Source organism: Zobellia galactanivorans (assembly GCF_000973105.1).
Taxonomy (GTDB): Bacteria; Bacteroidota; Bacteroidia; order Flavobacteriales; family Flavobacteriaceae; genus Zobellia; species Zobellia galactanivorans.
Window position 1 is genome coordinate 1,397,583 of the sequence record NC_015844.1, and the last position, 25,741, is coordinate 1,423,323.

Here is a 25,741-nt window from a genome sequence, read left to right on the forward strand (position 1 = left end):
TTAACCAAGTAACAACATCCTATCAAAATGAGCATCAAAAAAGCTTCTTCCGCACTTATTTCCGTATTCCATAAAGATGGATTGGAACCGATCATCAAAAAATTTCAAGAACTCGGTATTACGATATACTCCACCGGGGGAACGGAAAAATTCATAAAAGAGCTTGGCGTTGATGTAATACCCGTTGAAGATGTAACCAGTTACCCTTCCATTTTAGGGGGTAGGGTAAAAACATTACACCCCAAAGTTTTTGGGGGAATCTTGAACCGACAAGACAACGAAAGTGATGTTGCCCAGTTGGAAGAGTTTGAAATACCCCAGATAGATATCGTTATCGTAGACCTCTATCCTTTTGAAAAAACCGTTGCCAGTGGTGCTTCGGAACAAGATATTATTGAAAAAATCGACATAGGTGGCATTTCGCTTATCCGCGCAGCCGCCAAAAACTTCAAAGACGTACTCTGCGTTTCTTCCATGGAAGACTATTCAGACTTCCTAGAGGTCATCTCGAACGGCAACGGAAGTACCAGTCTTGAAGACCGCAAACGATTTGCAGCCAAGTCGTTCAATGTTTCCTCCCACTACGATACCGCCATTTACAATTACTTTAACGGCGAGCAGCAAGAAGCTACGCTTAAAATAAGCGAATCTAAAGGCCAGGTATTGCGTTATGGGGAAAACCCCCACCAAAAAGGGTTTTTCTTTGGCGATTTCGACTCTATGTTCGACAAATTGCACGGAAAGGAACTTTCGTACAACAACCTCTTAGATGTTGATGCAGCCGTCAACCTCATGAGCGAATTCAAGAACGACGCCCCTACCTTTGCCATTTTAAAACACAACAACGCTTGTGGCCTTGCCCAACGCGAAACCATTCACCAAGCCTATGTAGATGCCTTGGCCGGTGATCCGGTATCGGCTTTTGGCGGCATCTTGATCAGCAATGTAGAGATCGACAAAGCTACGGCCGAAGAAATCCACGGCCTATTCTGTGAAGTGGTCATCGCACCGAGCTATTCTGCCGAAGCCCTTGAAATATTAAAAGGTAAAAAGAACAGGATCATTCTGATCCAAAACGACGTGGCCTTGCCAGAGACTTTGGTCAGGACATGCCTTAACGGATATTTGGTTCAAGACAAAGATTACAGGACCGACACCCTTGACGAATTACAGTACGTAACCGACTCAAAACCATCGGAACGCGAATTGGAAGACCTTCTTTTTGCTTCAAAGTTGTGCAAGCACACCAAATCGAACACCATAGTGCTTGCAAAAAACAAACAATTATGTGCTAGCGGAACTGGACAGACCTCTCGCGTAGATGCCTTAAACCAAGCGATTCACAAGGCAAAAACATTTAATTTCGACCTTGAAGGGGCCGTAATGGCGAGCGATGCGTTCTTTCCTTTCCCAGATTGTGTAGAAATAGCCAATAAAAGTGGTATTTCTAGCGTTATACAGCCGGGCGGGTCTATAAAAGACCAATTAAGTATCGATTATTGTAATGAAAACAATGTATCTATGGTAATGACGGGAACACGTCATTTCAAGCATTAATTTCACTACTTTTACCGATGAAATACACCCCTTATCAAGCTAGTAACATAACCAAAGAAGATTACAAATGGGATTTTTTGATTTCTTGACAGAGGAAATCGCCATCGATTTAGGTACGGCGAACACCCTAATCATTCACATGGACAAAGTAGTTGTTGACAGTCCGTCCATTGTCGCCCGCGACCGAATATCAGGCAAAATTATTGCCGTAGGGAAAGAGGCGAATATGATGCAGGGCAAGACCCACGAAAACATTAAGACGATCCGTCCGCTAAAAGATGGGGTTATCGCAGATTTTGATGCATCTGAAAAGATGATCAATATGTTTATCAAAAACATACCTGCCCTAAAGAAAAAGTGGTTTCCACCTGCATTGCGCATGGTCATCTGTATTCCTTCGGGCATTACAGAGGTAGAAATGCGTGCGGTAAAGGAATCGGCCGAACGTGTGAACGGCAAGGAAGTCTATTTGATACACGAACCCATGGCAGCCGCCATCGGTATCGGTCTTGACATTATGCAGCCCAAAGGAAATATGATCGTCGATATAGGGGGTGGTACTACCGAGATTGCCGTAATTGCCTTAGGTGGTATTGTTTGCGACAAATCAGTAAAGATTGCAGGTGATGTTTTCACCAATGATATCATATACTACATGCGTACCCAACACAACCTTTATGTGGGCGAGGCTACCGCAGAAAATATAAAAATCGAAATAGGTTCGGCTACCGAAGACCTTCAGACCCCTCCGGACGAAAAATCCGTACAAGGTCGAGATCTGTTGACCGGTAAGCCCAAACAAGTTCAGATTTCATACCGTGAGATCGCCAAGGCTTTGGACAAATCGATTCTTCGTGTAGAAGATGCGGTAATGGAAACGCTTTCGCAAACCCCTCCAGAATTAGCTGCCGATATTTACAATACCGGTATCTATCTCGCCGGTGGTGGTTCTATGTTACGCGGACTTGACAGAAGGTTATCGCAAAAAACGGATTTACCCGTATACATTGCAGAAGACCCCCTAAGGGCCGTAGTTAGGGGCACAGGTATTGCACTCAAGAACCTAGAGCGTTACAAAAGTATCCTTATCAAATAAAACCTAAAGATTTCGGGGCGATTTCAAGGGTTTTAATTTTATTTCCGTTCGGAATTGCTTCGCAGTTTTCACCAAACAACAAGTGAATGCAGCAGATCATCAATTTTATCATTCGATATAAGAATTTCCTTCTTTATGTCTTTTTGATGATTGTTTCCCTGGGTTTCACTATTCAATCACATTCGTACCACCAATCGCGGTTCTTTAATTCATCAAACTGGATTACCGGAAACATATTAAGAACATCGAATAACGTTTCTACGTATTTCGGCCTTGACCAAGAGAACCAAAAACTCATGGAGGAGAACACCTATCTCCGAAAATTGCTGTTCAACAGAACGCAAATCGATACGACCGTGCTTGATTCGGTTCAACAAACCTATACCATTACTACCGCCAAGGTCATAAAAAACAGCTTTGCCGACCCCCGCAATTACATCACCATAGACAAGGGGCGAAAAGATAGCGTTCAACCCGATATGGGAGTAATTACCAGTAAGGGTATTTTAGGTATCATAGAGAACACCTCCAACAATTTCTCTACCGTACAATCTATCCTGAACGAGAAATCGAACATCAACGCCAAGATCAAGAACACCGACCATTTCGGCTCCTTGGTCTGGAATATGAAACAATACAACATAGTGCAATTGGTCGACATCCCACGATTGGTACCGCTTACGATCGGCGATACCATTGTTACGGGCGGAATGAGCAGTATTTTCCCAGAAGGCATACCTATAGGGACCATTCGGAAGTTTGACCTCAACACCTCTAAAAGTTTTTACAATATAGACGTGGCCCTATTTAACGATATGACGAATATCAAAAATGTCTATATTGTAAAAAACACCTATCGCGAAGAAATTTTAGAACTCGAAAAACAAACGGAGACGAATGGTCAGTAACTACTATTTTTTAAATGTCGTTCGTTTTCTGCTTCTGGTACTCGTTCAGGTGCTGGTCTTCAACAAGCTGAACTTTTTCGGGTTTATCAACCCCATGGTGTACATTCTGTTTCTTTATTGGTACCCTATTAAAGAAAATAGGGCCGCCTTTATCGGACTCGGTTTTTTACTCGGTATAGCCATAGATTTCTTTTCCGACACCATGGCCATTCACGCCGCATCGACCATTACGATCGCCTATATGAGACCGGCGATTATGCGTTTTGTTTTTGGGGTGAATTTTGAATTTCAAAGTTTTAAACTAAGTAATACCACTAGGGTACAACAAATTACGTTTTTAGCGTTATTGATTATAGTACATCACTTTGTTTTCTTTACGTTGGAAATTTTTAGTTTGGCCAATTTCCTCTTAATTTTGAAGAAAGTATTGGCTACAGGTACTGGAACCCTAATTCTTTGCTTGCTTTTTGGCTCACTTTTTAGTGTAAAGAAAGAATAGATCAAATCGCTAATTTGAACTTCTTTAATCATAAATTTCATCTTAGATGAAAAAGTTGCTATTATCATCTATAATCGTAATCATTGGTATTACGTTTCTCGGCAGACTGTCTTATCTACAGATATTCAGTTTCTCGCCCGACCAGGTCTTGGAAGATCCCGCCATAAAAAGGGTCTACGATTATCCTGAGCGCGGCTATATTTACGATAGAAACGGAAAGCTACTTGTGGGTAACGATCCTGCTTATGATGTGATGGTAATTCCCAGGGAAGTAAGGGAACTCGACACCCTTGAATTCTGTGGCCTACTTGGCATCGACAAGGCCAAGTTCAAAAAAGAACTGCACAAAGCACGGGTTTATTCCCCTAGGTTGCCCTCAGTTTTTGTCCCCCAACTTTCAAAAGAAGATTACGCCAGGCTTCAAGAAAAAATGAGGCACTATCGCGGATTCTATATTCAAAAACGCTCCTTGCGCTATTACGACACCAAGAGTGCCGCCAATGTACTTGGATATATCAGTGAGGTAAACGATCGCGACCTGGCCAAAAACCCGTACTACGTACAGGGTGAGCTCACCGGACGTACCGGCGTGGAAAAACAATACGAAGACATCCTTCGTGGCCGAAAAGGGGTGCAGTACATTCAGAAAGACCGCTACAATCGCGATATAGGCAAGTATAAAGGGGGTATAATGGACACCCTTCCCGAACAAGGCCTAGAAATAAACATCACCATAGACAAAACCCTTCAAGAATACGGAGAACTTCTCATGAACGGTAAGCGTGGGGGCATTGTCGCTTTAGAACCTTCCTCTGGGGAGATTTTGGCCATGATATCCGGCCCTACTTACGACCCCTCCTTATTGGTAGGCAGGGAACGTTCAAAAAATTACAGCAAACTACATTACGATTCTATATCAAAACCTTTGTTCGACCGATCTATTTTGGCCGAAGGCTCGCCCGGTTCCCCTTTTAAGACCCTAAACGCCTTGGTCGCACTACAGGAAGGTGTGATTACCCCGAACACAACGGTACAATGCTACAACGGTTTTTATGTTGGAAGAAAAAAAAGAGGATGCCACTGTGGAGGCGGCCTGCGCAAACTGAACGACGGAATCTACAAATCCTGTAACGCCTATTTTGCCGCGACCTTCCGGAAGATATACGACAAATTCGAGACCACTGACGAGGGTATGGACGTCTGGGAAAAACACATGAAGAGTTTTGGCCTAGGCCAATACTTGGGCTATGATCTGCCGACAGGAAAGAAAGGGAGGATCCCCAGCAAGGAGTATTACGACAAATGGTACGGAGACAACCGATGGTCTTCTTCATATATCATATCCAACTCCATAGGCCAGGGCGAGGTAGCCGCAACCCCCATACAATTGGCCAATATGACGGCAGCCATTGCCAACCGCGGACACTATTTTACCCCGCACATCCTAAAGAAAGTTGACGGAAAAGACATTAGCATACCCGATTTTGTAGAGCCGAAACATACTACGATCGACAAAAAATATTTTGAACCGGTCGTTCAAGGTATGGCCGACGTTTACGAAAAAGGAACGGCCCGATGGCTTCAGATTCCTGGTGTCAAAATTGCCGGAAAAACCGGTACGGTCGAAAATTATACCAAAATAGACAGTGTTCGCGTGCAGCTTACCGACCACTCGGTATTTGTTGCTTTCGCCCCAGTAGAAGACCCTAAGATAGCAATTGCCGTATACATCGAAAACGGCTACTACGGATCTCGGTATGCGGGCCACATAGCTTCGCTTATGATCGAAAAATACATCAAGGGAGAAATTACTAGAAAAGACCTTGAAAAACGTATGTTAGAAAAAACTTTGGAAAAGGAATATGCCAAACCTTATAGCGGCAAAGAATTCAAGATAAACGAGTATGTCTGGTAAAAGCGTCCTCAAACGTATCGATTGGCTCTCCGTTCTCTTTTATGTATTGCTACTGACCATTGGATGGGTCAATATCTATTCGAGTACTTTTTCCGAAAGCGATTCGTCTATATTCGATTTCAGCACCCTTCACGGTAAACAACTTTTCTTTATCCTTACCAGTTTTGCATCGATTGTAATCTTGCTGGCCCTTGAAGCTAATTTTTACGAACGCTTCTCCAGTGTACTCTATATCATCTCCATGGTGCTGCTGCTCGGCCTTTTCGCTTTCGGAAAGACCATTGCCGGAGCTACCTCATGGTACGACCTCGGTTTTTTTAACCTTCAACCCTCTGAGCTCGCCAAAGTAGCTACGGCCTTGGCCTTGGCCAAATATCTCAGTGATATTCAAACCGACATCAAACGCAACAAAGATCAGCTCTATGCTTTCTTGATCATCTTGATTCCGGCCATACTGATCATCCCTCAACCGGATCCCGGTAGTGCCTTGGTCTTTTTCTCCCTATCCTTTGTTATCTTTAGGGAAGGGCTTCCTATATACTATTTGGGAATTGCCTTCTTTGCCATTCTTATTTTTGTGACGACCCTAATGTTCGGTACGATTTGGATCACCATCGGTATCGCCCTTATCTTAATACTCTTCTTTTTGCTCAAAAAGAAGAAATTCAAGGTTCCGGTCATCCCTACGGCCATAGCCGTGATGCTGACCATCTTGTTTTCGCTCTCCGTTGATTTTGTCTTCAACAACGTTTTTGAACAACGTCACCGAGACCGATTCAGCCTGTGGTTACGATTGGAGAAAGACCCTGCTAAATTGGAGCAGATCCGAAAAACCATTGGCTACAACACCTATCAATCTGAAAAAGCCATTGAATCGGGTGGTTTCTGGGGAAAGGGTTTCTTGGAAGGAACACGAACCAAAGGCGACTTCGTACCTGAGCAACATACTGACTATATCTTCAGTACGGTTGGTGAAGAATGGGGCTTTTTGGGCACCGCTACCGTGGTATTGCTCTTTACCTTTCTATTATTACGGCTGGTCTACCTTTCCGAACGTCAGAAAACGGGCTTTGCACGCATGTATGGTTACGGCGTTATATCCATCCTATTGGTACACTATTTTATAAACATCGGCATGGTGATAGGCGTATTGCCTACCATTGGTATTCCCCTGCCCTTCTTTAGTTATGGTGGATCGGGACTCCTATTTTTTACGGCCCTACTTTTTATTTTCCTAAAATTGGATGCCAACCGTCTTAAGGAAGGTATCTAAGACGATAGGCCCATGCCTGTTTATTAGGACTATTGCTTTGGATGGCTAAAAACTGAACTTCCAGCTTCCGGTATCGACCTTGCTTTCCTTTTGATCTTGTAATTTTTTAGGAAGCTTCCGGAAAAAATCGATTCCCGTGCGTTTTTCAACTTCGTCGACGGAAACACTAAATTGCTTCAAAGGTTTCGAAGACTCTTTTCCTTCCATCAAAAAAGCCAGCATCCTTATTTCATCACCATCGCCCCGGGCTATTACTTTATAATAGTACTTTGGCACATCTACATCTTCTTCACCGATCTCGTCAAGCCCTTCTTCCAAAACTCCCCCCGTAACTACAAAAATTTCCCCATGTCGCTTGGCCCATATACGAACCTGCTTCTCCAATTCATTCCAAATCCCGGCATTGAAATCACGGTCTTGGGGACTGATATTACTCGTATAAAACGTCTCGTTATACGCTTGTTTGCTAAACCTTCGATCACCTGCAGGGCACAAATGCCCCCTATCATATCCCGAACCTTTATAATTTCGCCAGTCGGCAGATTTGGTGCGCACCTTGGGGTCTTCGATAAAGTAGGGCCTTTTACGATCATCGTTCGTCAGGTGCTCTTTTTTTAAAGTATAGGCCACCCATTCCGCCTGCTCATAAGGCTCGTTATAGGAAAGGGTAAAATGGCTGTGCTCGACAATTTCCCCCGTTGTGGAGCTGGGCATCAAACTGGAGGCAATCGCAGTTTTAGGCCCATCCCCTGACGTATCCGAATAGGTTGCGGGCGTATAAAAATTATCGAACAACCAAAAGCCGACCACGCAGCAGATGGTTAAAATGGTATAAATTGTTTTTCTATTCATGCACCTCAAAAATAGGGTAAATTTTAGGTTTAGACCGATAGAACGGACGCGCGATTCATTATGGACGCCCTTATACCCCAATACCGAAAACAAAACTTAGAACAGTAATCAAAGTAAGGCCAATACACCGGTCGGGCTTTTGGTACCCCAATGTAAGTAAGGGCTAAAAATTTCGACGAAGAAGAACATTTGCTATAGTACAATGTATTTATTTTGTACTATCTAATTTAGAATGAATTAGTTTAAATAGAAAGGAACGTTATGCTTACATGGAAAGATGTAATCAATTTTAGTGTAAAGGGAAATCCGGAGCCCGACCGAAGGGTCGAGAAGACCGAGGCCGAATGGCGTGAGCTTCTCACGGCCGAACAATTTAGGATTACCCGTCAAAAAGGAACCGAACGTGCGCATTCCGGGGCCCTATGTAGTGCCCACGAAGCCGGAAAATACAACTGCATCTGTTGCGATACGCCTTTGTTCGACTCCACCATTAAATTTGAATCGGGCACAGGTTGGCCCAGTTTTACACAACCCATAAAGGAAAATGCCATCAAATACGAAAAAGATTCTTCCTTTGGTATGATACGGGTTGAAGTCATGTGCAATACTTGCGATGCGCATTTGGGCCATGTATTTCCAGACGGCCCTCCACCGAGTGGCCTCCGCTACTGTGTCAATTCGGAATCAATGCAACTACAAAAAGAAAGCGTTAAAAAATGAGCGAGAAAAATTTAGAAATTGCTACCCTAGGCGGTGGCTGTTTTTGGTGTATAGAAGCAGTATTACAAGAATTGAAAGGGGTTGAAAAACTCGTTTCTGGCTATGCCGGGGGCAATGCACCCGGAAAACCTACCTACAAAGAGGTCTGTTCGGGCCTTACAGGCCATGCCGAAGTAGTACAGGTCAGTTTTGACCCTTCGGTCATCTCATATCAAGATCTATTGATCGTATTTATGACAAGCCACGACCCCACCTCCCTCAACCGACAAGGCGGCGATGTGGGCACCCAATACCGTTCGGTAATCTTCTACCACAACGATACCCAAAAAACGGTGACCGAATCCGTAATACAGGAACTATCGTCTTACTTTGAAGACCCGATCGTTACCGAATTGAGCCCGCTTCCCACGTTTTACGACGCCGAGGATTATCACCAAGACTATTACCGCAACAATACCTCTCAAGGTTACTGTAGCGCCGTAATAACCCCAAAGTTGGCCAAGTTAAGAAAAATGCACGCCGACAAGTTAAAACAGGGGCAAACGAGCTCGTAACCAGATTCTTGCCATTAATCTACGGTAAATTGCAATTGAGCTATCACACATAAGAAATTGGGTTTTAAGAAAGTAACTTCGGTAGACTCTCTTAAAACCCATTTCTATGAAAACCACAAAGCTTTACTACCGCATTGCCCTCTCCTTTTTTTCTTTGGCTATCATTTATGCCGTAGCCAATTCTTTCTTCAACTACGAGGCCGTAGTTCTCAAATTTGAAGAATTAGGATACCCACCCTACTTAATATTTGTTTTAGGAAGCGCCCAATTATTGGGGCTGGCCGTTCTTGTTTTCAATAAAAGTGGCTGGGTCCGCGAATGGGCCTATGCCGGATTTTTCCTCAACCTTACTTTCGGAATCATTGCCCACCTATTGGTCAAGGATGGCAATGGCGCAGCTGCCGTTTTCTGTATCGTAGCCCTTTATATAACCTACATACAGAACAGAAAACTGAACGAACAAAACAAATTGGCCATAAACGCTATTCAAACTCGACCTAGGCTAGAAACTGTAGCATGATTTGGGCGCTACAGCTTTACATTCGCGATTTAAAGACCTACTTTCCCAGTGGGTCTTTTTATTTTAACCCCTAGCAAGTATTGGCCCCATACAGCGACAAAACAGGAACGATACAAATGTGTTATATGGAAAAAATAGCTTTGGGCGGAGGTTGCCACTGGTGTACGGAAGCCGTTTTTCGATCCTTAAGGGGAGTCGACAAGGTAGAGCAGGGCTTTGTGGCATCAACGGGAAGCCATAGCACTTTCTCAGAAGCCATCATTGTACATTTCAAGCCAGAAAGCATTACTCTAAAAGACCTGGTCGAAATTCACCTCCACACCCATAAAAGCACTTCGTACCATAGTATGCGCGATAAGTATCGCTCGGCAGTCTACAGCTTTTCGCAGCAACAGCACCGTGATGTCATCGGCCTTCTAAAACTATTGCAAAAAGATTTTAGCGCCCCATTAATAACCCAGGTTCTACCTTTTGTTTCATTTAAACCTTCAGAAGCCCGCTTTCAAAATTATTACATCAGCAACCCTGAAAAACCATTTTGTAAAGCGTATATCGCCCCTAAACTACAATTGCTCTTAAGCCAGTTTAGAACCTTGGTAACCTCGATCGACTAAAAGGACTTAGACCGAAAAACTCCTATTTACCTTTTCTAAAAACATACCCTCGTTCCGCTATTCTTAAAAGAAGTGTTGCTGCATATCAGTATCTACTCCTCACCCTCCCCTTCACTTTTCTTACAAGAAACCAAAAAAGAATACCCCCTTACAAAACATTGATTCCAAAGAAATTACCTACAAAATTAATCAACAAAACAAACAGACAAAACTTTATCTTTTTATCGAATTTACCTACTAATATTTTGTTAATATGAAATTAATTTCTAACATTACACAACTGGTTAACCAAAGTGGATAACCAATAACCCTAAATTTAATATTGAACTATTATGAAAAAAAATGTATTTACGACGCTTCGCACGGTCGTCAACGGAGACATTATGTGGAAACTTATTCCCGTATTTTTCTTGGCCTTATGCCTAGGAAGTTGTTCGGAAGAACCAGTCGACCCAGAGGAAGAAGCGGTCCTTACCAAACTTTCCGCCAATTCAACGGCCATTGGAATTTCTTCGGTCTCGGCCAGCACCTCACAATCACCGAATGTAGCCAGTAATACCCTAGACGGATCTACGTCTACCCGTTGGTCAGGTTATGGTGATGGGGCTTCCATCACATACGACCTTGGCAGTTCGGCCAATATTGATTACGTGAAAATCGCTTTCTATAAAGGAGACAGCAGAAAGACCAAGTATGAAGTTTGGGTAGGTAATTCTACTTCTAGCCTAACGAAAATCAAATCGAAAACCAGTTCAGGTTCTACTTCAGATTACGAAACTATTGACCTCCCCAACTCTACCGCCCGTTATATTAGGATTGTCGGTAAGGGCTATGTACTTAACAGCGGTGGAAGCACCGTTTTATGGAACAGCATTACCAAATTCCAAGCATGGGGCTCCGGTGGTTCGTCCACCCTTCCCATTAGCGGAAACTCACCTGCCTCAGTTCTAGGAATCACGGCAAACACTTGGAAAATAAACAGTTTTATAGGAAGTCCAGGCTCATCTGCCACCTATTACGATGACATTACCGATGCCAGTGGCATTTCGTACAATACCTATTCCGATGACAATTACTTCTATACCGATGGCGAATGGGTATACTTTAAATGCTACAGAGGTTTGGGCGGTTCGGCCAATTCACAAAACCCAAGGGTAGAGCTACGTGAGATGGACAACGGCAACTTGGCAAGTTGGACCGGCGATAGCGGCACCCATACCATGGAATGGACCGTACAGGTAAACCAGCTCCCACAAGATACCGACGGCGATGGCGGGGTACTCTGCTTTGGTCAAATACATGGGCCAAGTAAAAATTCAGACGGCGTTGAAGTCGATGATGTAGTAAGGGTTCAGTTCATTGGTGAAGAAAACCAATCATCGGGATCGGTAAAACTAAAGATCAGCGGCTATGTTACCGAAGAACAAGGAGGCAGCCAAACCTTCAGCGGCTACAGTCTTGACACCACTTACAACTGTAAACTGGTATATTCCGGAGGTTACGTAGAACTCTTTATGAACGGCTCTAGCGTATTCAGAAAGAAAATGGAAGTTGACGATCTATCTGAAAACTATTTTAAAGTCGGTAACTACTTGCAATCCGTTAAAGGCGCAAGTTATACGGGATCCTACGGTTTGGTTCGTATCAAAAACCTAAGCGTAACCCACAATTAAGAAGCTTTAACCCCCTTTGTTTGCGAGAGGTAGTAGCCCCAAAGCTACTACCTCTATTTTTTTACGATGGGCGGCCTACCCTTAAATAAAAAAAGCCCTGATGTACTGACATCAGGGCTTTTCAATATAAACTCTTCTTATTATCCTTTTACAGCGGCCAATTTACCGTGCTCTATATTATTCTTTTGTAAGTCCTCCAAAACATTCACGGCTTCCTCAACATACACATCTTTAGCCAAGGCCTTGTGCCATCTGTCACGCTTTTCACGCAAGACCGAATCTTTTGTAAACAATTGCTCTTCATACTTCAATGACTCGAAAGCCAATTTAGAATCGTATTCGCTTATCGCCTTAAAGTAATCGGACTTTTTCTTGTGTTCCTTTTCTTCTTCTCTGTACGCATCGTAGTTCAAAGAAATTTCGGTTTCATCACTTTCCAACTTCAACCATTTCGCATTTTCTTCGATCAACTTGATCTGTGGGTTGTTGGCCATTCTTTTGGTACTATTGGCAATGGTCTTCTCGTAATCGATATAACCATCCCATGGCTTATAATCGGCCGGTGAGATCTTATCCCATTTCAATGGATTCGCTTGATCCCTTTCCCCTAGGTCGATATAGCTATATTTGTCCGGAACCACCACATCACTCTTTACCCCTTCGAGCTGAGTAGAGCCTCCGTTGATACGGTAGAATTTTTGGGTCGTGATTTTTATGGCCCCTAAATCGCCATGCTCATTACTGCGTACGATGTTATCAAGTGGAATGACGTTCTGTACGGTACCTTTTCCAAAGGTCTGCTTGCTTCCTATAACAATGGCCCTTTTATAATCTTGCATGGCTGCGGCCAAAATTTCAGAGGCTGAAGCCGAAAGTTCGTTCACCAAGATAACCAAAGGTCCATCCCATTGAATACGTTCGTCTTTGTCATCATAAACATCCTTGCCCTTGCCCGAAGACCTTACCTGAACGATCGGACCGTCTTTAATAAAGAGTCCGGCCATTTCAACTACGGTCTTTAGAGATCCGCCACCATTGTCCCTCAAATCAAGAATAAGTCCTTCTGCCCCTTCTTGTTTCAAGCGCTCAACTTCTTTGGCCACATCGGTAGCCGCGTTTCTCTCGGTATAATCGTCAAAATCTACATAGAACTTGGGCAAATCGATGATTCCGTACTTACGGTCGTCCTTGATAATATTCGCCGACTTGGCAAAAGACTCTTCAAGCTCTACCACATCCCTGGTAAGTTGTACGGTTTCCAATGAACCGTCTATTTTACGTACTGTTAATTCAACCACGGTACCTTTAGGCCCCTTGATCAATTTAATGGCATCGTCTAAACGCATACCTACAATATTGATAGGCTCTTCACCTTCTTGACCCACTTTTATGATTTGGTCTCCGACTTCCAAACGTGCATCACGCCAGACAGGTCCTCCAGAGATAATGTCGACAATCTTGGCCCCTTCGGGCTTTTTTTGCAATCGTGCGCCTATACCTTCAAACTTACCCGACATACTGGTATCGAACTTATCCTTTTCATCGGGAGCAAAATAGTAGGTATGCGGATCGAACTCATCAACAATGGTATTGATGTATTGTACGAACCAATCTTTACGTTGTAGGTCGTTGACAAAATCAAAAAACTCGTCCAAGGTTTTCTTGGTAGATTCCCTAGCGGACTTTTCAGCTTCCTTTTGTGTCAATGGCTTTCCGCCATCTTCCGGCTTTTCGCCTACCAGTTTCATCTTAGAATCGTATGTTCCCAAGGTGGCGTACTTTAATTGTTGCCTCCAACGCTCCCTTAGTTCCTTTTTTGAACTGGCAAAGGTCATCTTCTCGTAATCGATATTGATGCTCTCATTTTTTGAATAGTCAAAAGGTTTCTCCAATACTTCCTTGTACAAAGCTTCCGCCTCGGTCATGCGTTGCCTTAACCTTCCATAGACCAAATTGAAAAAAGAGATATCGGTACTCTTGATCTGGTCGTCAAGTTGAAATTTGTATTGCTCAAACTCCTTGATGTCTTCCTCCAAAAAATATCTTTTGGTAGGGTCAAGAACATCTATAAAATCCTCAAATACACTGACCGAAAAATCGTCATCGATGTTCTTAGGTTCGTAGTGCCCTTTTTCCAAGACATAGGTAATAAGATCTAAAAGCAATTTGTCTTTATCGTCATTCTCAAAAGACTTATTGGTAAAGCTACATGAGGCAACGGATATGAGCATTACCAAAAGTGAATAGGCAAGATTCCTTTTCATATATTCTATTTTCGTTTTATTTTTAATAACCAACCCTGGTAGAGGGTGAAGATTGTACTTTTCACACTTAAAAGTAATGAATTCCCTAAGATACTGAAAAAACCATGCCACCCTTTGAGCAAAGGCACTAATTTTTTGTTAAACGAACTTAGGCCGATATGTTCTGTAAAACGTATTTTTGCGCTATAAAGTATTCCGCATGAAAAAACCTTTGATTTTAGTAACGAACGACGACGGCATTACCGCTCCGGGAATACGGGCCTTAATTCGTTACATGAAAGAACTGGGCGACGTAGTGGTGGTAGCTCCCGACGGCCCCCAATCGGGCCAAGGACACGCCATAACCATAGACAACACCCTATTTTCGGCAAAAATTGTGGTCGACAAGGAGCATGGCGCCCGAGAAGAATACAGCTGTAGCGGCACCCCTGCGGATTGTGTGAAAATGGCACTTCAAGAATTGCTCGACCGCAAACCCGACATCTGTGTCAGTGGCATAAACCACGGATCCAACTCATCTATTAACGTAATCTACTCAGGAACCATGAGTGCTGCCATAGAGGCCGGAATCGAAGGTATTCCCGCCATAGGCTTTTCGCTCTGCGACTATTCATGGCATGCCGACTTTGAACCTGCCGGCGATATCATCAAAAAAATCGTGAGTGAATCTTTGGCCAACGGCATTCCTAAAGGTGTGGTTTTAAATGTAAACATCCCGAAAGCGAAGAAGGAGGATATCAAAGGAATAAAAATCTGCAGGCAGGCCCGTGCAAACTGGAAAGAAAAATTCGATAAACGCAAAAGTCCCGGAGGCAAGGATTACTACTGGTTGACCGGTGAATTTGAATTGCTCGACAAAGGGGAAGATACCGACGAATGGGCCTTGGCGCACAACTATGTATCGGTAGTGCCCACCCAATTCGACCTTACGGCCCACCATGTCATCCAGCAACTGAACGGCTGGCATTTTGACCAATAACCAAAAGAACGTTAAAGAAGTATACCTTTGCACCACCGAAAAGAATCGACTAAACTAAACAAGCATGAACGTTAAAAAAGAACTTGCCATAGGTTTTTTGGTAGGAATTATAGCTAATACCATCGGCACCTTGCTCTACATTCTACTGTTTTCAGATTTCGGTATAGCCGAAACTTTTGAGGCAGCAATACAACAAGGCCACATTGGCAGCCTTTTGGCCTTGGGCGCTATTTTAAACCTTATCGCTTTTTTTGGTTTTCTTCGCATTAGGCGTGACAACAGGGCCAAGGGTGTTCTTATCGCCACGATCCTAACGGCACTGGCCATTCTTTACTATAAAGTTTTTTAAACGATAAAAATTACTCGGGCCAGGGTATACGAATTTTACCTTAACCGAGTTCTCTCTTTTACAGGGCAGGTATTAACTGTATTCAATTTGTAATGAAGTACTATATAATTGCAGGCGAGGCGTCGGGCGATCTTCACGGGTCGAATCTGATGAAGGCCCTTAAGGCCAAAGACCCGAACGCGGACATCCGGTTTTGGGGAGGCGACCTTATGCAACAAGCCGGAGGCACTTTGGTGCGACATTACAAGGAAATGGCCTTTATGGGGTTTTTAGAGGTGCTGATGAACTTAGGTACCATCGCAAAAGCCATTAAATTCTGTAAGGCCGACATCCAGGAATTTCAGCCCGACATCATTGTCTTTATCGACTATTCGGGTTTTAACCTTCGCATAGCCAAGTGGGCGAAAGCACTGGGCTTTAAGACCAATTACTATATTTCCCCTCAAATCTGGGCCTCTAGGGAAGGACGTATCAAAGACATCAAACGGGATATTGACGCCATGCACGTTATTCTTCCGTTTGAAAAAGATTTCTATGAAAAGAAGCACGGCTATCCGGTGAACTTTGTGGGACATCCACTTATAGATGCCATTAGCGACCGGAGCCCCGTTAACGAGCAAAATTTCCGAAAGGAAAACAATTTAGATCCCGATAAACAGATTATCGCCCTATTGCCCGGAAGCCGGAAACAAGAGGTTCAAAAGATGCTGACCTTAATGTTATCGGTCATCAAGGATTTTTCCGACTATCAATTCGTAATTGCCGGGGCGCCCAGTCTCGACCGCGATTTTTACCAGCCCTTTCTCAAAAACCCGAACGTAAGTTTTGTGGCCAATAAAACCTACGACCTTTTGAGCATAGCCTATGCCGCCTTGGTCACCAGCGGAACCGCCACCTTGGAAACCGCGATTTTCAAAGTCCCCCAAGTGGTTTGCTATCGGGCCAACTGGCTCTCCTATCAGATTGCCAAACGTATCATTACCCTTGAATACATTTCGCTCGTAAACCTGATCATGGGCAAAGAGGTCGTAAAAGAGCTGATCCAAAACGATTTGACCACCAAGAATATCCAAACCGAACTGAACAAAATACTTAAAGGGCCGGCCCGTACGGCACAAATTCAAGCCTATGATGAGCTTGAAAAAAAACTGGGCGGCAAAGGCGCAAGTGAGAATGCCGCTACCCGTATAATAGAAAATGTTTAAATTTGGGTATACCCTTGGTACCCCATCAAGAAAAGGATTTGTGTTCATGCTTCGTAAAATTTTCTTCATTCTATTCATCTGTTTGCTTGCCAGTTGTGGCAGCTCAAAAAAGAAAGCCGCCCAAAGGGAGCCGCGCAAAATAACCGTAGCGGCCAAAACCACGGAAGCCCCTAAAAGAGAATCTAGGCCCGTTAAAAAAACTGCTGCGTCCAAGCGCTCGAAAGCCGATGACATTATCGACACGGCCCTTAAATTTTCAGGTGTCCGTTACAAATATGGCGGTACCACAAAAAAAGGAATGGACTGCTCTGGCCTGCTTTACGTGGCTTTTGGCGAAAACGACATAAAACTGCCCCGTACCTCTTATCACATGGCCGAAGAAGGCAAGACCATACGTAAGGGCAATATTGAGAAGGGAGACCTCCTCTTTTTTAAGACCAGTAAGCGGAGCAAGCGTATTAACCACGTGGGCATGGTGGTTTCGGTAAAGAACAACGATATCAAATTTGTACATGCCTCGACGTCTAGGGGCGTAATCGTTTCCTCCCTCAGGGAAGGTTATTGGAGCAGTGCATTCATAAAAGCCAATCGAATTCTATAGTCTCTAAACGATGAAGTTGCTTCGCTTCATACCCATTAAACTGACACTGGTTTTGATTTTGGGTATTATAGTGGGCAATTATCTTCAGCTTCCCGTTCCTTACCCTATGGCAACTTGTCTAGCCCTTCTCGTGGCTTTAGGCATACTACGTTTCAATGATAAATGGAACGAATCGCATCTATTTGGCTATCTAGCTGTTTTGACCACACTATCCACCGGTATTTTCGCCACGTCACTGGCTCACCCTGAAAACCAGGCAAACCACTATCTCAACCACGATTTTAAGGGAAACCACACTTGGCACATCAAGATTTCAAGGGTATTGAAGCCCACGTCCTTTTCCGATAGATATATTGGCGAAATCCGAGGGCTCGACCAACAAAGGGCCACTGGTAAGGTATTGCTCAACCTTACTCCTGATTCCACTCTTCAAAAATTTCAAGTCGATGACGAATTGGTATGGTACGGAAGCATTACAAAAACAAGGGAGGCTTTGAATCCGCATCAGTTCAATTACAAAGCATACCTAAACGGACTGGGCATATCCCATCAAATACAGATGGCGCCCAAAGCATTTATCTCCCTTGAAAAGACCTCTTCAAGCCTATACGGTCTAGCCGCAAAGACACGTAACCACATCATCTCCCAACTACGGAAAGCCCGTTTTGGCAAAGACGAACTAAGCATTATCCAAGCCTTGCTCCTTGGGCAACGCAACGATATTTCCGAAGAAACCTACACAGATTACAAAAACGCGGGCGCCGTTCATATTCTAGCGGTTTCAGGACTACACATTGGTATTTTGTTGCTATTGCTACAGTTTCTTTTACGCCCCATTGAGCGGCTTCCTAAGGGCAAAAGCGTAAAACTGGCCATGACCGTGATTTTACTATGGGGCTTTGCCTTTCTTTCGGGCCTATCGGCCTCGGTCGTAAGGGCGGTGACCATGTTTTCCTTCTTGGCCTATAGCATGTATCTCAACCGACCGAACAATACGTTCAACATTTTGGCCCTATCCATGTTCTTCATTCTATTGGCCATTGACCCGAACCTGCTCTTTCAGGTAGGTTTTCAAATGAGCTATACGGCAGTGCTCGCCATCGTTTGGTTCTATCCACGGATACAGAAGTTGTGGCTCCCCAAAAACCTGGTCGTTCGCAAGGCCTGGGAGCTACTATCGGTAAGTATAGCCGCACAGTTGGGCGTTCTCCCGATAAGCCTATTCTATTTCCATCAATTTCCGGCTTTGTTCTTCATAAGCAACCTGCTGATCGTTCCTGCACTGGGCGCCCTATTGGGAATCGGTATCTTGATCATTCTATTGGCCTTGGCAGACGTCTATCCTAACCTACTGATCAGCTCTTACGACACCCTGATCGGGTGGATGAACTCCATCATTGCCTGGGTAGCACAACAAGAAGCCTTTGTTTTCAAGAACATCCCATTCGACGGGGTTCAAATGGCACTGGCCTATGCCGGTCTTTTTTGCCTCGCCTTACTGATCGGCCGTCCAAATTTCAAAAAGGTGCTTGCCCTTGCCATGACGGTCATAACATTTCAGTTGTGGCTTCTATATTGCCATTACGAAGCTTCAGAAAAAAATGTACTGCTTCTGGTCCATCAAACCAAGAACACCGCCCTCATTCACCAAATGGGAAAAGAACTGCAGGGCATAAGCAGGGACACAGCCCGCCTAGGCACAATTATCCGCGATTACAGCGTTGCTGAGCGAATTTCCGACATCTCCTACCCCAACCTCAAGAACAGCTATGTATGGAAGGATAAAAAGCTTTTGGTCATCGACAGTCTTGCCGTCTATCCCGGAAACAATAGGCAGGTCGATTACCTTATCCTTACCCAATCGCCCAAACTCAATCTTGAAAGGGTCATCGCCAAATTGGAGCCGCGGTGTATTATTGCCGATGGCAGCAACTACAAAAGCTATATCGACCGGTGGAAGCAGACCTGCCTAAAAAGAAAACTCCCTTTTCACGCTACTGGCGAAAAGGGAGCCTATTATTTCGATTGACATTACCCGTGTCTCAATTACCTATGAAGCATCGGCACTTGTCATTTTCCTTTCGTTATCTTCCGCCCCATGTGTCAAAGCTTTTAGTTTGCTCAAAAACAACCATACCAAAGCACCGAATAGGATACAGAAAATAGCAATACCCGTAAACACCTTATATTCTCCAAATTGAGATGCGGACTCCCCTAAAATACCTGCCAATTTATTTCCAAAGCCCGTAGTTGCAAAGTATAGTCCCATCATTAAGGAAGCATATTTTGCCGGAGCCAATTTGGTCACGAATGAAAGCGATACCGGCGACAAGCTCAATTCGCCAACGGTATGGAACAAATAGGCCAAAACCAACCAGTACATAGCTGATGATCCCGTACTTTGATATTGTGCCGTTGCCGCTGTCATAAACAAAAATCCCGTACCCATGATAATAAGACCCATTATCATTTTAAATAGCGAGGAAGCATGTTTGCCCTTCAACTTTCGTTTGGCCCAATAGCCGGCAACCGCAGTTCCGAGGGTAATAATAAAAAAGGAATTAGCGGCCTGAAACCATGAAGCCGGAACTTCCCATCCGAACAACATTCTATCCGTATAATCCTTGGCATACAGGTTCATTAAGCCCCCTGCCTGCTCGAAGGCGCCAAAAAATACGATTACCATTAAGAAAGATATGATCAAAACGACAACCCTATCCTTTTCAATTTTGGTCAAGGGCCTTTTCAAGGACTCGCGATCCTCTACATTTTTCGATTTCCCTAAATAGTCACCAACGCCGTAGAGGTATTTTTGACCAAGAACGAATTGAACCAAGCCAAAGAACATACAAATTCCCGCCAGTCCAAAACCGTAGTGCCAGCCATAGACCTCGCCTACATATCCCACTATTAAACTAGAAAGAAATGCCCCGATATTGATACCGATATAAAAAATGGTAAATCCCTTATCCCTTCTTATATCATCCTTTTTGTACAAGCCTCCTACCATAGTGGAAATATTAGGCTTTAGCATACCAACACCTGAAATAATGAATCCCAGACCCGTGTAAAACGCCCACATTTCCTCAATAGCCAAAATACTATGGCCAATAACAAGAAGAATCGCCCCTAGAATTACGGCCTTCTTTTGCCCAAGGATCCTATCCGCAATAATTCCGCCTGGTATAGAGGCCACATAAACCAACATGGTGTACCAACCGTAAAGCGCCAAAGCCTCATTATTGGTCCAACCCAAACCAGGATTTACCTCAGAGGTCTTCGTTACCAGATACAAAACCAAAATAGCCCGCATTCCATAATACGAAAACCGTTCCCACATTTCAGTGAAAAACAGGATGTATAAACCTACCGGATGCCCGAACAGCTCTTTTTCATGCGGTGCCTTTTCTACTAATGCCATAAAATTTGTTATTTGTTAAATTGATTTCTATCGAGATTAGCTTAAAAGTCGATTAAAATACTCTTTTTTTCGGGTCCTCCTTCTTGTCGAAAGAACTTCCTTCACTAATCTTTGTTGCTTTGGTCGTTTATTTTTTGGGGTGCAAAAGGTGCTCGCCCAAAAAGTTTGTCATTTTATTAAAAAGATGTACTCGGGTATTCCCTCCGTAAATTCCGTGGTTTTTATCGGGATAAATGGCCCAGTCAAACTGTTTGTTGGCCTGTACCAGGGCTTCTATCATACGCATTGAATTCTGCACATGTACGTTATCATCACCCGATCCGTGAACCAACAAAAAATCACCTTTTAACATTTCAGGATAGTTCAACGGGGAGTTTTCATCGTAACCTGCCGGATTTTCCGCAGGCGTACGCAAAAAGCGCTCCGTATAAATGGTATCGTAAAAACGCCAAGTAGTAACGGGCGCTACGGCTATGGCCGTTTCAAAGACATCGTTTCCTTTCAGAATACAGTTCGTAGCCATGTGTCCCCCAAAGCTCCAGCCCCAAATTCCGGTTCTGTCTTCATCTATATAAGGCAATTTACTCAGCTCCCTAGCGGCTGCGATTTGGTCTTCCGTTTCATACTTCACCAAGTTTAGGTAGGTCGATTTTTTAAAGTCGGCCCCCTTAAAGCCTGTTCCCCTACCATCTACACAGGCCACCACATAACCTTGGGAAGCCAATTGTTGGTGCCATAGATCACGGGCATCCAACCAACTGTTGGAAACGCTCTGCGACCCTGGGCCACTGTACTGGTACATCAATAAGGGGTATTTTTTAGAAGGGTCGAAATCTTTTGGTTTCACCATATACATATTCAACTCGTTACCATTGATGTTTATGGTGGAAAACTCTTTCTCACTAAGTTCATAAGCCTTCAATTTTGTCATTAAGGCCTCATTGTTCTTTATTTCCTTCACCTCCTTACCGCTAAGTGCTTTTCGCAAGGTATATACAGGCGGGGTTTTGGCATTGGAATAGGTATGGATAAAATAAGTGAAATCAGCACTGAAGTCGGCCGAGTTCGTACCAGCTTCGACAGCCAAGGCCTTTTTCTTCTTTCCATTACTTTCAATACTGTAGACGCCCCTATTGATAGAACCGTTCTCGGTAGATTGATAATATACCTTGTCTTCCTTTTGGTCATACCCATAGTATCGGGTGACCTCCCACGGGCCTTTGGTTATCTGATTTACAAGACGCCCGTCTTGATCATGAAGGTAAATATGGTTATATCCGTCTTTCTCACTGGTCCAGATAAAGCTATCGTCCGCCAAAAAAGTAAGGTTATCGGTGATATCGACATAGGCCTTGTCTTTTTCTTCGAGCAAGACCGAAGCCGTATTGTTCTTTGCGTTTACCGAATAAAGCTTCAAATCGTTCTGATGACGGTTCAGGGTCTGGACGCTAAGATAGTTCGGGTTGTTCATCCACTTGATACGCGGAATGTAATAGGGGTCGTTTAAATCTACCGCTGCCGTGCTTCCGGACTTCACATCGTACAAATGCAAACTCACCTTGGCATTGGCCTCACCGGCCTTAGGGTATTTGAACGTTTCTTGGCTTGGGTACAGGTCGGTTCCAAATACATCCATGGAAAACTCGGGCACCTCGCTTTCATCGAAACGCAAGAAGGCTATTTTGCTTCCATCGGTATTCCAATCAAAAGCACGGACAAAGGCAAACTCCTCTTCATAGACCCAATCGGTAACCCCGTTAATAATCTTGTTCTTCTCCCCGTCCGTTGTGAGTTGCTTTGTATTTCCCGAAAGCAAATCGAACAAATACAGGTTGTTCTTGCTCACATAGGCCACTTTTGTTCCGTCAGGCGATAGCTTAGGCTCTTGTATCTTGGTATCTGAAACCTTGGTCAACTTTTTTGACTTTAGGTCATATACATAAAAAACACCAAGGGTAGAGCGTCTAAAAATGGACTCTAGTTCCGTAGCCAAGAGCACTTGTGATTCGTCATCACTAAACTGGTACGAGCTAAAACCATCTATTCCCGACAAATCCGCCGAACTGACGATGGTCTCCACTTTTTTCTGACTGGCATAATCAAACTTGTCAATGGTGGTAGCCCCATTCGCCCCTCTGTTCAAAATGGTGTATTGCTTCCCATTTTTCATTGACCTAAGGACATCAAGCCTTTCAATAGAAAATTCCCCACCATATACTGCCTCTACTGTAATAACTTGTTTCTCTTGAGCATATGAAAACGCCAAAAAGGCGAAGACAAAAGAGACGCTTAAAACTAATTTCTGCATAGAATGTTATAAAAAGATTAAATCGCCCAAGTTTAGTGATAATTTTACAAAGATTTAAACTTTAAATCATAAAAATCCCTTGTTTTATCGTGCTTAATCTCAATCTCAGGTATAAACCATTATCATTATCTTTACCGACCGAAACCAAAAGCTATGACCCAGCCCATAGAGGGATTCTCAAAACTGACGAAAGAGCAAAAAATAGATTGGCTAACGACCCATTACACAACAGACCCGGAAGCGGCAAAAGCACTGCTTAAAAGGTACTGGAATGTTGCCGAGGACGTTCAGCAATTGCACGACGAATTTATAGAAAACACCATTACCAACTACTACCTTCCCCTTGGTATCGCCCCCAATTTTCTGATCAACAACAAGCTTTACGCCATTCCGATGGCCATAGAAGAAAGTTCGGTTGTAGCGGCAGCTAGCAAGGCGGCCAAATTCTGGCTCGACAAGGGCGGGTTTAAAACCCAGGTTCTAGGAACGGAGAAAATTGGACAGGTACACTTTATGTACCACGGCAATAAGGAGCGGCTTACCGCTTTCTTTGAGCAGGTACGCCCAAAGCTTCTTTCCGATGCTTCGGCCATTACCAAGAACATGGAAAAAAGGGGCGGCGGCATCAACAAGATCGAGCTACGTGACAAAACCGAAGCCCTCGACCACTATTATCAGTTGCACTGCACCTTTGAGACCCTCGATGCCATGGGGGCCAACTTCATCAATTCTTGCCTAGAGCAGTTTGCCAAGACCTTGAAGGCCGAAGCCCAATCCTTCCCTCTTTTTTCGGAGGAAGAAAAAGCGATTGAAATTGTGATGAGCATCTTATCGAACTATGTCCCCGATTGTTTGGTACGTGCGGAAGTAAGCTGCCCGGTAGACGAATTGAAAGGCGGAAGCAGCGAATCGTCACGGCAATTTGCCGAAAAAATGGTGCAGGCCGTCAATATTGCCAAGGTAGAACCCCATAGGGCCGTGACCCACAACAAGGGTATTATGAACGGTATAGATGCCGTTGTTCTTGCCACAGGCAACGATTTTAGGGCCGTTGAAGCGGGCATACACGCCTACGCCTCAAAAGACGGACCATACACAAGCCTTACCCATGCCGCCATCGAAAACGGAACCTTCAAATTCTGGATCGAACTGCCCCTGGCACTCGGTACCATTGGCGGACTCACAAGCCTTCACCCATTGGTAAAATTGGCCATGGAAATATTAGGAAAACCATCGGCCCAAGAGTTGATGCAGATCGTGGCCGTTGCGGGCCTAGCGCAAAATTTTGCGGCAGTACGCTCTTTGGTCACCACCGGTATTCAAGAAGGCCATATGAAAATGCACCTATTGAACATCTTGAACCAGCTAGGGGCCACAGAAGATGAAAAGAAAACCTTGACCCACCATTTTAAAAAACACTCGGCCACACACAATGCAGTAGTAGAGGCCTTTGAAAAGCTGAGGAGCACCAAATGACAAAAGAGTTCTACAGTAACGGAAAACTGCTTTTAACCGGCGAATATGCCATACTTGACGGCGCATGGGGACTGGCCGTGCCCACAAAATTCGGACAGAGCCTAAAAATCAGTCCGAACACCACCCGTGAACTTTCATGGAAGAGTCTCGATGAAAAGGGAAACCCTTGGTTCAAAACCACCTTGGACATCGACAAAGTAATGAACCCTAAAAACAGACCATCTGACGAATCGGTAGATGGGGTATTGATCGGGCTTTTGCAGGAAGCAAATCAACTGAACCCTGATTTTCTTTCAGGAAGCCAAGGGTTTAAAGTAGAGACCCGACTGGATTTCCCAAGGGATTGGGGACTCGGTTCTTCGTCTACCCTAATCAACAACATAGCCCAATGGGCCAAAGTGGATGCCTTTCAACTGTTGTGGAATGCTTTTTCAGGAAGTGGATATGACATTGCCTGTGCCCAAAACAACAGTCCGATCCTCTACCAAGTAAAAGAAAAAAAAGCTACGGTGAAGCCCGTTGAATTCAATCCGAAATTTACCGACCGCCTTTTTTTCGTGCATTTGGATAAAAAACAGAACAGCCGCGAGGGGATCTCCCAATACCGAAAGATGGAATTCGACTCCCTTAGGCTGACCGAGAGCGTGACACGACTCACCCAAGAAGTATTGAAGTGCGAAGACTTAGCCACTTTTGAGACCCTTATGGAGCGCCATGAAGCCCTATTATCACGAACACTTCAGACACCAACGATCAAACAACAACTTTTTCGCGACTATCCCGGAACCGTAAAAAGCTTAGGGGCATGGGGCGGTGACTTTGTTCTCGTATCGGGAAACCAAAACACTCCCGAATACTTCAAGAAAAAAGGATATCCTACGACCTTGACTTACGCCCAAATGGTTTTGTAATACAAAAAAAAGGCCTTTCTTGAGAAAGGCCTTTTTTATTATATCG

General features: G+C 44.1%; 22 protein-coding genes. 18 read left to right on the forward strand and 4 right to left on the reverse strand.

From position 1 onward, the window contains the following. The first annotated feature begins 27 nt into the window (after positions 1-27). From purH to rodA, 6 genes are all read left to right on the forward strand, one after another. A complete protein-coding gene (gene purH / locus ZOBGAL_RS05515; RefSeq protein ID WP_013992537.1) occupies positions 28-1,557 on the forward strand; it encodes a bifunctional phosphoribosylaminoimidazolecarboxamide formyltransferase/IMP cyclohydrolase in 1,530 nt (509 codons plus the stop codon). A 67-nt stretch (positions 1,558-1,624) separates the two neighbouring features. Next, positions 1,625-2,653, forward strand: coding sequence for a rod shape-determining protein (locus ZOBGAL_RS05520; protein ID WP_013992538.1), 1,029 nt, complete (start codon positions 1,625-1,627; stop codon positions 2,651-2,653). Positions 2,654-2,739: 86 nt separating this feature from the next. Continuing rightward, positions 2,740-3,561, forward strand: coding sequence for a rod shape-determining protein MreC (gene mreC, locus ZOBGAL_RS05525; protein WP_013992539.1), 822 nt, complete (start codon positions 2,740-2,742; stop codon positions 3,559-3,561). Beyond that, positions 3,551-4,060: a hypothetical protein gene (locus tag ZOBGAL_RS05530; protein ID WP_013992540.1), complete on the forward strand. Its 510-nt coding sequence runs from the start codon at positions 3,551-3,553 to the stop codon at positions 4,058-4,060. Before mreC ends, ZOBGAL_RS05530 begins: the two co-directional genes overlap by 11 nt. Before the next feature lie 46 nt (positions 4,061-4,106). Next, positions 4,107-5,975, forward strand: coding sequence for a penicillin-binding protein 2 (gene mrdA / locus ZOBGAL_RS05535; protein ID WP_013992541.1), 1,869 nt, complete (start codon positions 4,107-4,109; stop codon positions 5,973-5,975). Then, positions 5,965-7,248, forward strand: a complete 1,284-nt coding sequence (rodA, locus tag ZOBGAL_RS05540) for a rod shape-determining protein RodA (RefSeq protein ID WP_013992542.1) — start codon at positions 5,965-5,967, stop codon at positions 7,246-7,248. Before mrdA ends, rodA begins: the two co-directional genes overlap by 11 nt. Positions 7,249-7,293: 45 nt before the next feature. Here the strand turns inward: rodA and ZOBGAL_RS05545 are convergent, their stop codons facing one another. Then, entirely contained in the window at positions 7,294-8,100 is an 807-nt protein-coding gene (locus ZOBGAL_RS05545) for a DNA/RNA non-specific endonuclease (protein WP_013992543.1), read from the reverse strand. Between the two features lie 261 nt (positions 8,101-8,361). Between ZOBGAL_RS05545 and msrB the strand changes: the two genes are divergently transcribed. The 5 genes from msrB to ZOBGAL_RS05570 all read left to right on the forward strand — a co-directional run bounded on the left by msrB (position 8,362) and on the right by ZOBGAL_RS05570 (position 12,181). After that, a complete protein-coding gene (gene msrB / locus ZOBGAL_RS05550; protein WP_013992544.1) occupies positions 8,362-8,820 on the forward strand; it encodes a peptide-methionine (R)-S-oxide reductase MsrB in 459 nt (152 codons plus the stop codon). After that, positions 8,817-9,374: a peptide-methionine (S)-S-oxide reductase MsrA gene (gene msrA / locus ZOBGAL_RS05555; protein ID WP_013992545.1), complete on the forward strand. Its 558-nt coding sequence runs from the start codon at positions 8,817-8,819 to the stop codon at positions 9,372-9,374. Before msrB ends, msrA begins: the two co-directional genes overlap by 4 nt. Before the next feature lie 106 nt (positions 9,375-9,480). Continuing rightward, positions 9,481-9,894, forward strand: coding sequence for a DoxX family protein (locus tag ZOBGAL_RS22620; protein WP_013992546.1), 414 nt, complete (start codon positions 9,481-9,483; stop codon positions 9,892-9,894). Positions 9,895-10,010: 116 nt separating this feature from the next. Continuing rightward, positions 10,011-10,508, forward strand: a complete 498-nt coding sequence (locus ZOBGAL_RS05565) for a peptide-methionine (S)-S-oxide reductase (RefSeq protein ID WP_046287785.1) — start codon at positions 10,011-10,013, stop codon at positions 10,506-10,508. A gap of 332 nt (positions 10,509-10,840) precedes the next feature. Continuing rightward, positions 10,841-12,181 (forward strand): polysaccharide lyase family 7 protein, encoded by a 1,341-nt coding sequence (locus ZOBGAL_RS05570; RefSeq protein WP_013992548.1) that lies wholly within the window; start codon positions 10,841-10,843, stop codon positions 12,179-12,181. Positions 12,182-12,321: 140 nt separating this feature from the next. Here ZOBGAL_RS05570 and ZOBGAL_RS05575 read toward each other — a convergent pair whose 3' ends face one another. Further along, entirely contained in the window at positions 12,322-14,445 is a 2,124-nt protein-coding gene (locus ZOBGAL_RS05575; protein ID WP_013992549.1) for a carboxy terminal-processing peptidase, read from the reverse strand. 199 nt (positions 14,446-14,644) lie between these two features. On the opposite strand from ZOBGAL_RS05575, the gene surE reads away from it, so the two are divergent. The 5 genes from surE to ZOBGAL_RS05600 all read left to right on the forward strand — a co-directional run bounded on the left by surE (position 14,645) and on the right by ZOBGAL_RS05600 (position 19,608). Continuing rightward, positions 14,645-15,424, forward strand: a complete 780-nt coding sequence (gene surE / locus ZOBGAL_RS05580; protein WP_013992550.1) for a 5'/3'-nucleotidase SurE — start codon at positions 14,645-14,647, stop codon at positions 15,422-15,424. Positions 15,425-15,488: 64 nt separating this feature from the next. Beyond that, on the forward strand, positions 15,489-15,773 hold the full coding sequence (locus tag ZOBGAL_RS05585) for a hypothetical protein (RefSeq protein WP_013992551.1): 285 nt from the start codon (positions 15,489-15,491) through the stop codon (positions 15,771-15,773). 92 nt (positions 15,774-15,865) lie between these two features. Then, positions 15,866-16,978, forward strand: coding sequence for a lipid-A-disaccharide synthase (gene lpxB, locus ZOBGAL_RS05590; RefSeq protein ID WP_013992552.1), 1,113 nt, complete (start codon positions 15,866-15,868; stop codon positions 16,976-16,978). Between the two features lie 46 nt (positions 16,979-17,024). Further along, positions 17,025-17,579 (forward strand): C40 family peptidase, encoded by a 555-nt coding sequence (locus ZOBGAL_RS05595; RefSeq protein ID WP_046287786.1) that lies wholly within the window; start codon positions 17,025-17,027, stop codon positions 17,577-17,579. Positions 17,580-17,589: 10 nt separating this feature from the next. Continuing rightward, complete coding sequence (locus ZOBGAL_RS05600; RefSeq protein WP_013992554.1) at positions 17,590-19,608, forward strand: ComEC/Rec2 family competence protein; 2,019 nt, start codon at positions 17,590-17,592, stop codon at positions 19,606-19,608. Positions 19,609-19,629: 21 nt separating this feature from the next. Here the strand turns inward: ZOBGAL_RS05600 and ZOBGAL_RS05605 are convergent, their stop codons facing one another. Both ZOBGAL_RS05605 and ZOBGAL_RS05610 read right to left on the reverse strand, forming a co-directional pair. After that, positions 19,630-21,000: a peptide MFS transporter gene (locus ZOBGAL_RS05605; RefSeq protein WP_013992555.1), complete on the reverse strand. Its 1,371-nt coding sequence runs from the start codon at positions 20,998-21,000 to the stop codon at positions 19,630-19,632. Between the two features lie 127 nt (positions 21,001-21,127). Further along, positions 21,128-23,308: a S9 family peptidase gene (locus ZOBGAL_RS05610; protein WP_013992556.1), complete on the reverse strand. Its 2,181-nt coding sequence runs from the start codon at positions 23,306-23,308 to the stop codon at positions 21,128-21,130. A gap of 111 nt (positions 23,309-23,419) precedes the next feature. On the opposite strand from ZOBGAL_RS05610, the gene ZOBGAL_RS05615 reads away from it, so the two are divergent. Both ZOBGAL_RS05615 and ZOBGAL_RS05620 read left to right on the forward strand, forming a co-directional pair. Beyond that, positions 23,420-24,784: a hydroxymethylglutaryl-CoA reductase, degradative gene (locus ZOBGAL_RS05615; protein WP_262507933.1), complete on the forward strand. Its 1,365-nt coding sequence runs from the start codon at positions 23,420-23,422 to the stop codon at positions 24,782-24,784. Next, complete coding sequence (locus ZOBGAL_RS05620) at positions 24,781-25,695, forward strand: GYDIA family GHMP kinase (protein WP_013992558.1); 915 nt, start codon at positions 24,781-24,783, stop codon at positions 25,693-25,695. Before ZOBGAL_RS05615 ends, ZOBGAL_RS05620 begins: the two co-directional genes overlap by 4 nt. Positions 25,696-25,741 lie beyond the last annotated feature (46 nt).

Excerpts from the sequence above, each read along its gene's own strand:
- purH (WP_013992537.1), top strand. The coding sequence starts at position 28 with ATGAGCATCAAAAAAGCTTCTTCCGCACTTATTTCCGTATTCCATAAA.
- ZOBGAL_RS05520 (WP_013992538.1), top strand. The coding sequence starts at position 1,625 with ATGGGATTTTTTGATTTCTTGACAGAGGAAATCGCCATCGATTTAGGT.
- mreC (WP_013992539.1), top strand. The coding sequence starts at position 2,740 with ATGCAGCAGATCATCAATTTTATCATTCGATATAAGAATTTCCTTCTT.
- ZOBGAL_RS05530 (WP_013992540.1), top strand. The coding sequence starts at position 3,551 with ATGGTCAGTAACTACTATTTTTTAAATGTCGTTCGTTTTCTGCTTCTG.
- mrdA (WP_013992541.1), top strand. The coding sequence starts at position 4,107 with ATGAAAAAGTTGCTATTATCATCTATAATCGTAATCATTGGTATTACG.
- rodA (WP_013992542.1), top strand. The coding sequence starts at position 5,965 with ATGTCTGGTAAAAGCGTCCTCAAACGTATCGATTGGCTCTCCGTTCTC.
- ZOBGAL_RS05545 (WP_013992543.1), bottom strand. The coding sequence starts at position 8,100 with ATGAATAGAAAAACAATTTATACCATTTTAACCATCTGCTGCGTGGTC.
- msrB (WP_013992544.1), top strand. The coding sequence starts at position 8,362 with ATGCTTACATGGAAAGATGTAATCAATTTTAGTGTAAAGGGAAATCCG.
- msrA (WP_013992545.1), top strand. The coding sequence starts at position 8,817 with ATGAGCGAGAAAAATTTAGAAATTGCTACCCTAGGCGGTGGCTGTTTT.
- ZOBGAL_RS22620 (WP_013992546.1), top strand. The coding sequence starts at position 9,481 with ATGAAAACCACAAAGCTTTACTACCGCATTGCCCTCTCCTTTTTTTCT.
- ZOBGAL_RS05565 (WP_046287785.1), top strand. The coding sequence starts at position 10,011 with ATGTGTTATATGGAAAAAATAGCTTTGGGCGGAGGTTGCCACTGGTGT.
- ZOBGAL_RS05570 (WP_013992548.1), top strand. The coding sequence starts at position 10,841 with ATGAAAAAAAATGTATTTACGACGCTTCGCACGGTCGTCAACGGAGAC.
- ZOBGAL_RS05575 (WP_013992549.1), bottom strand. The coding sequence starts at position 14,445 with ATGAAAAGGAATCTTGCCTATTCACTTTTGGTAATGCTCATATCCGTT.
- surE (WP_013992550.1), top strand. The coding sequence starts at position 14,645 with ATGAAAAAACCTTTGATTTTAGTAACGAACGACGACGGCATTACCGCT.
- ZOBGAL_RS05585 (WP_013992551.1), top strand. The coding sequence starts at position 15,489 with ATGAACGTTAAAAAAGAACTTGCCATAGGTTTTTTGGTAGGAATTATA.
- lpxB (WP_013992552.1), top strand. The coding sequence starts at position 15,866 with ATGAAGTACTATATAATTGCAGGCGAGGCGTCGGGCGATCTTCACGGG.
- ZOBGAL_RS05595 (WP_046287786.1), top strand. The coding sequence starts at position 17,025 with ATGCTTCGTAAAATTTTCTTCATTCTATTCATCTGTTTGCTTGCCAGT.
- ZOBGAL_RS05600 (WP_013992554.1), top strand. The coding sequence starts at position 17,590 with ATGAAGTTGCTTCGCTTCATACCCATTAAACTGACACTGGTTTTGATT.
- ZOBGAL_RS05605 (WP_013992555.1), bottom strand. The coding sequence starts at position 21,000 with ATGGCATTAGTAGAAAAGGCACCGCATGAAAAAGAGCTGTTCGGGCAT.
- ZOBGAL_RS05610 (WP_013992556.1), bottom strand. The coding sequence starts at position 23,308 with ATGCAGAAATTAGTTTTAAGCGTCTCTTTTGTCTTCGCCTTTTTGGCG.
- ZOBGAL_RS05620 (WP_013992558.1), top strand. The coding sequence starts at position 24,781 with ATGACAAAAGAGTTCTACAGTAACGGAAAACTGCTTTTAACCGGCGAA.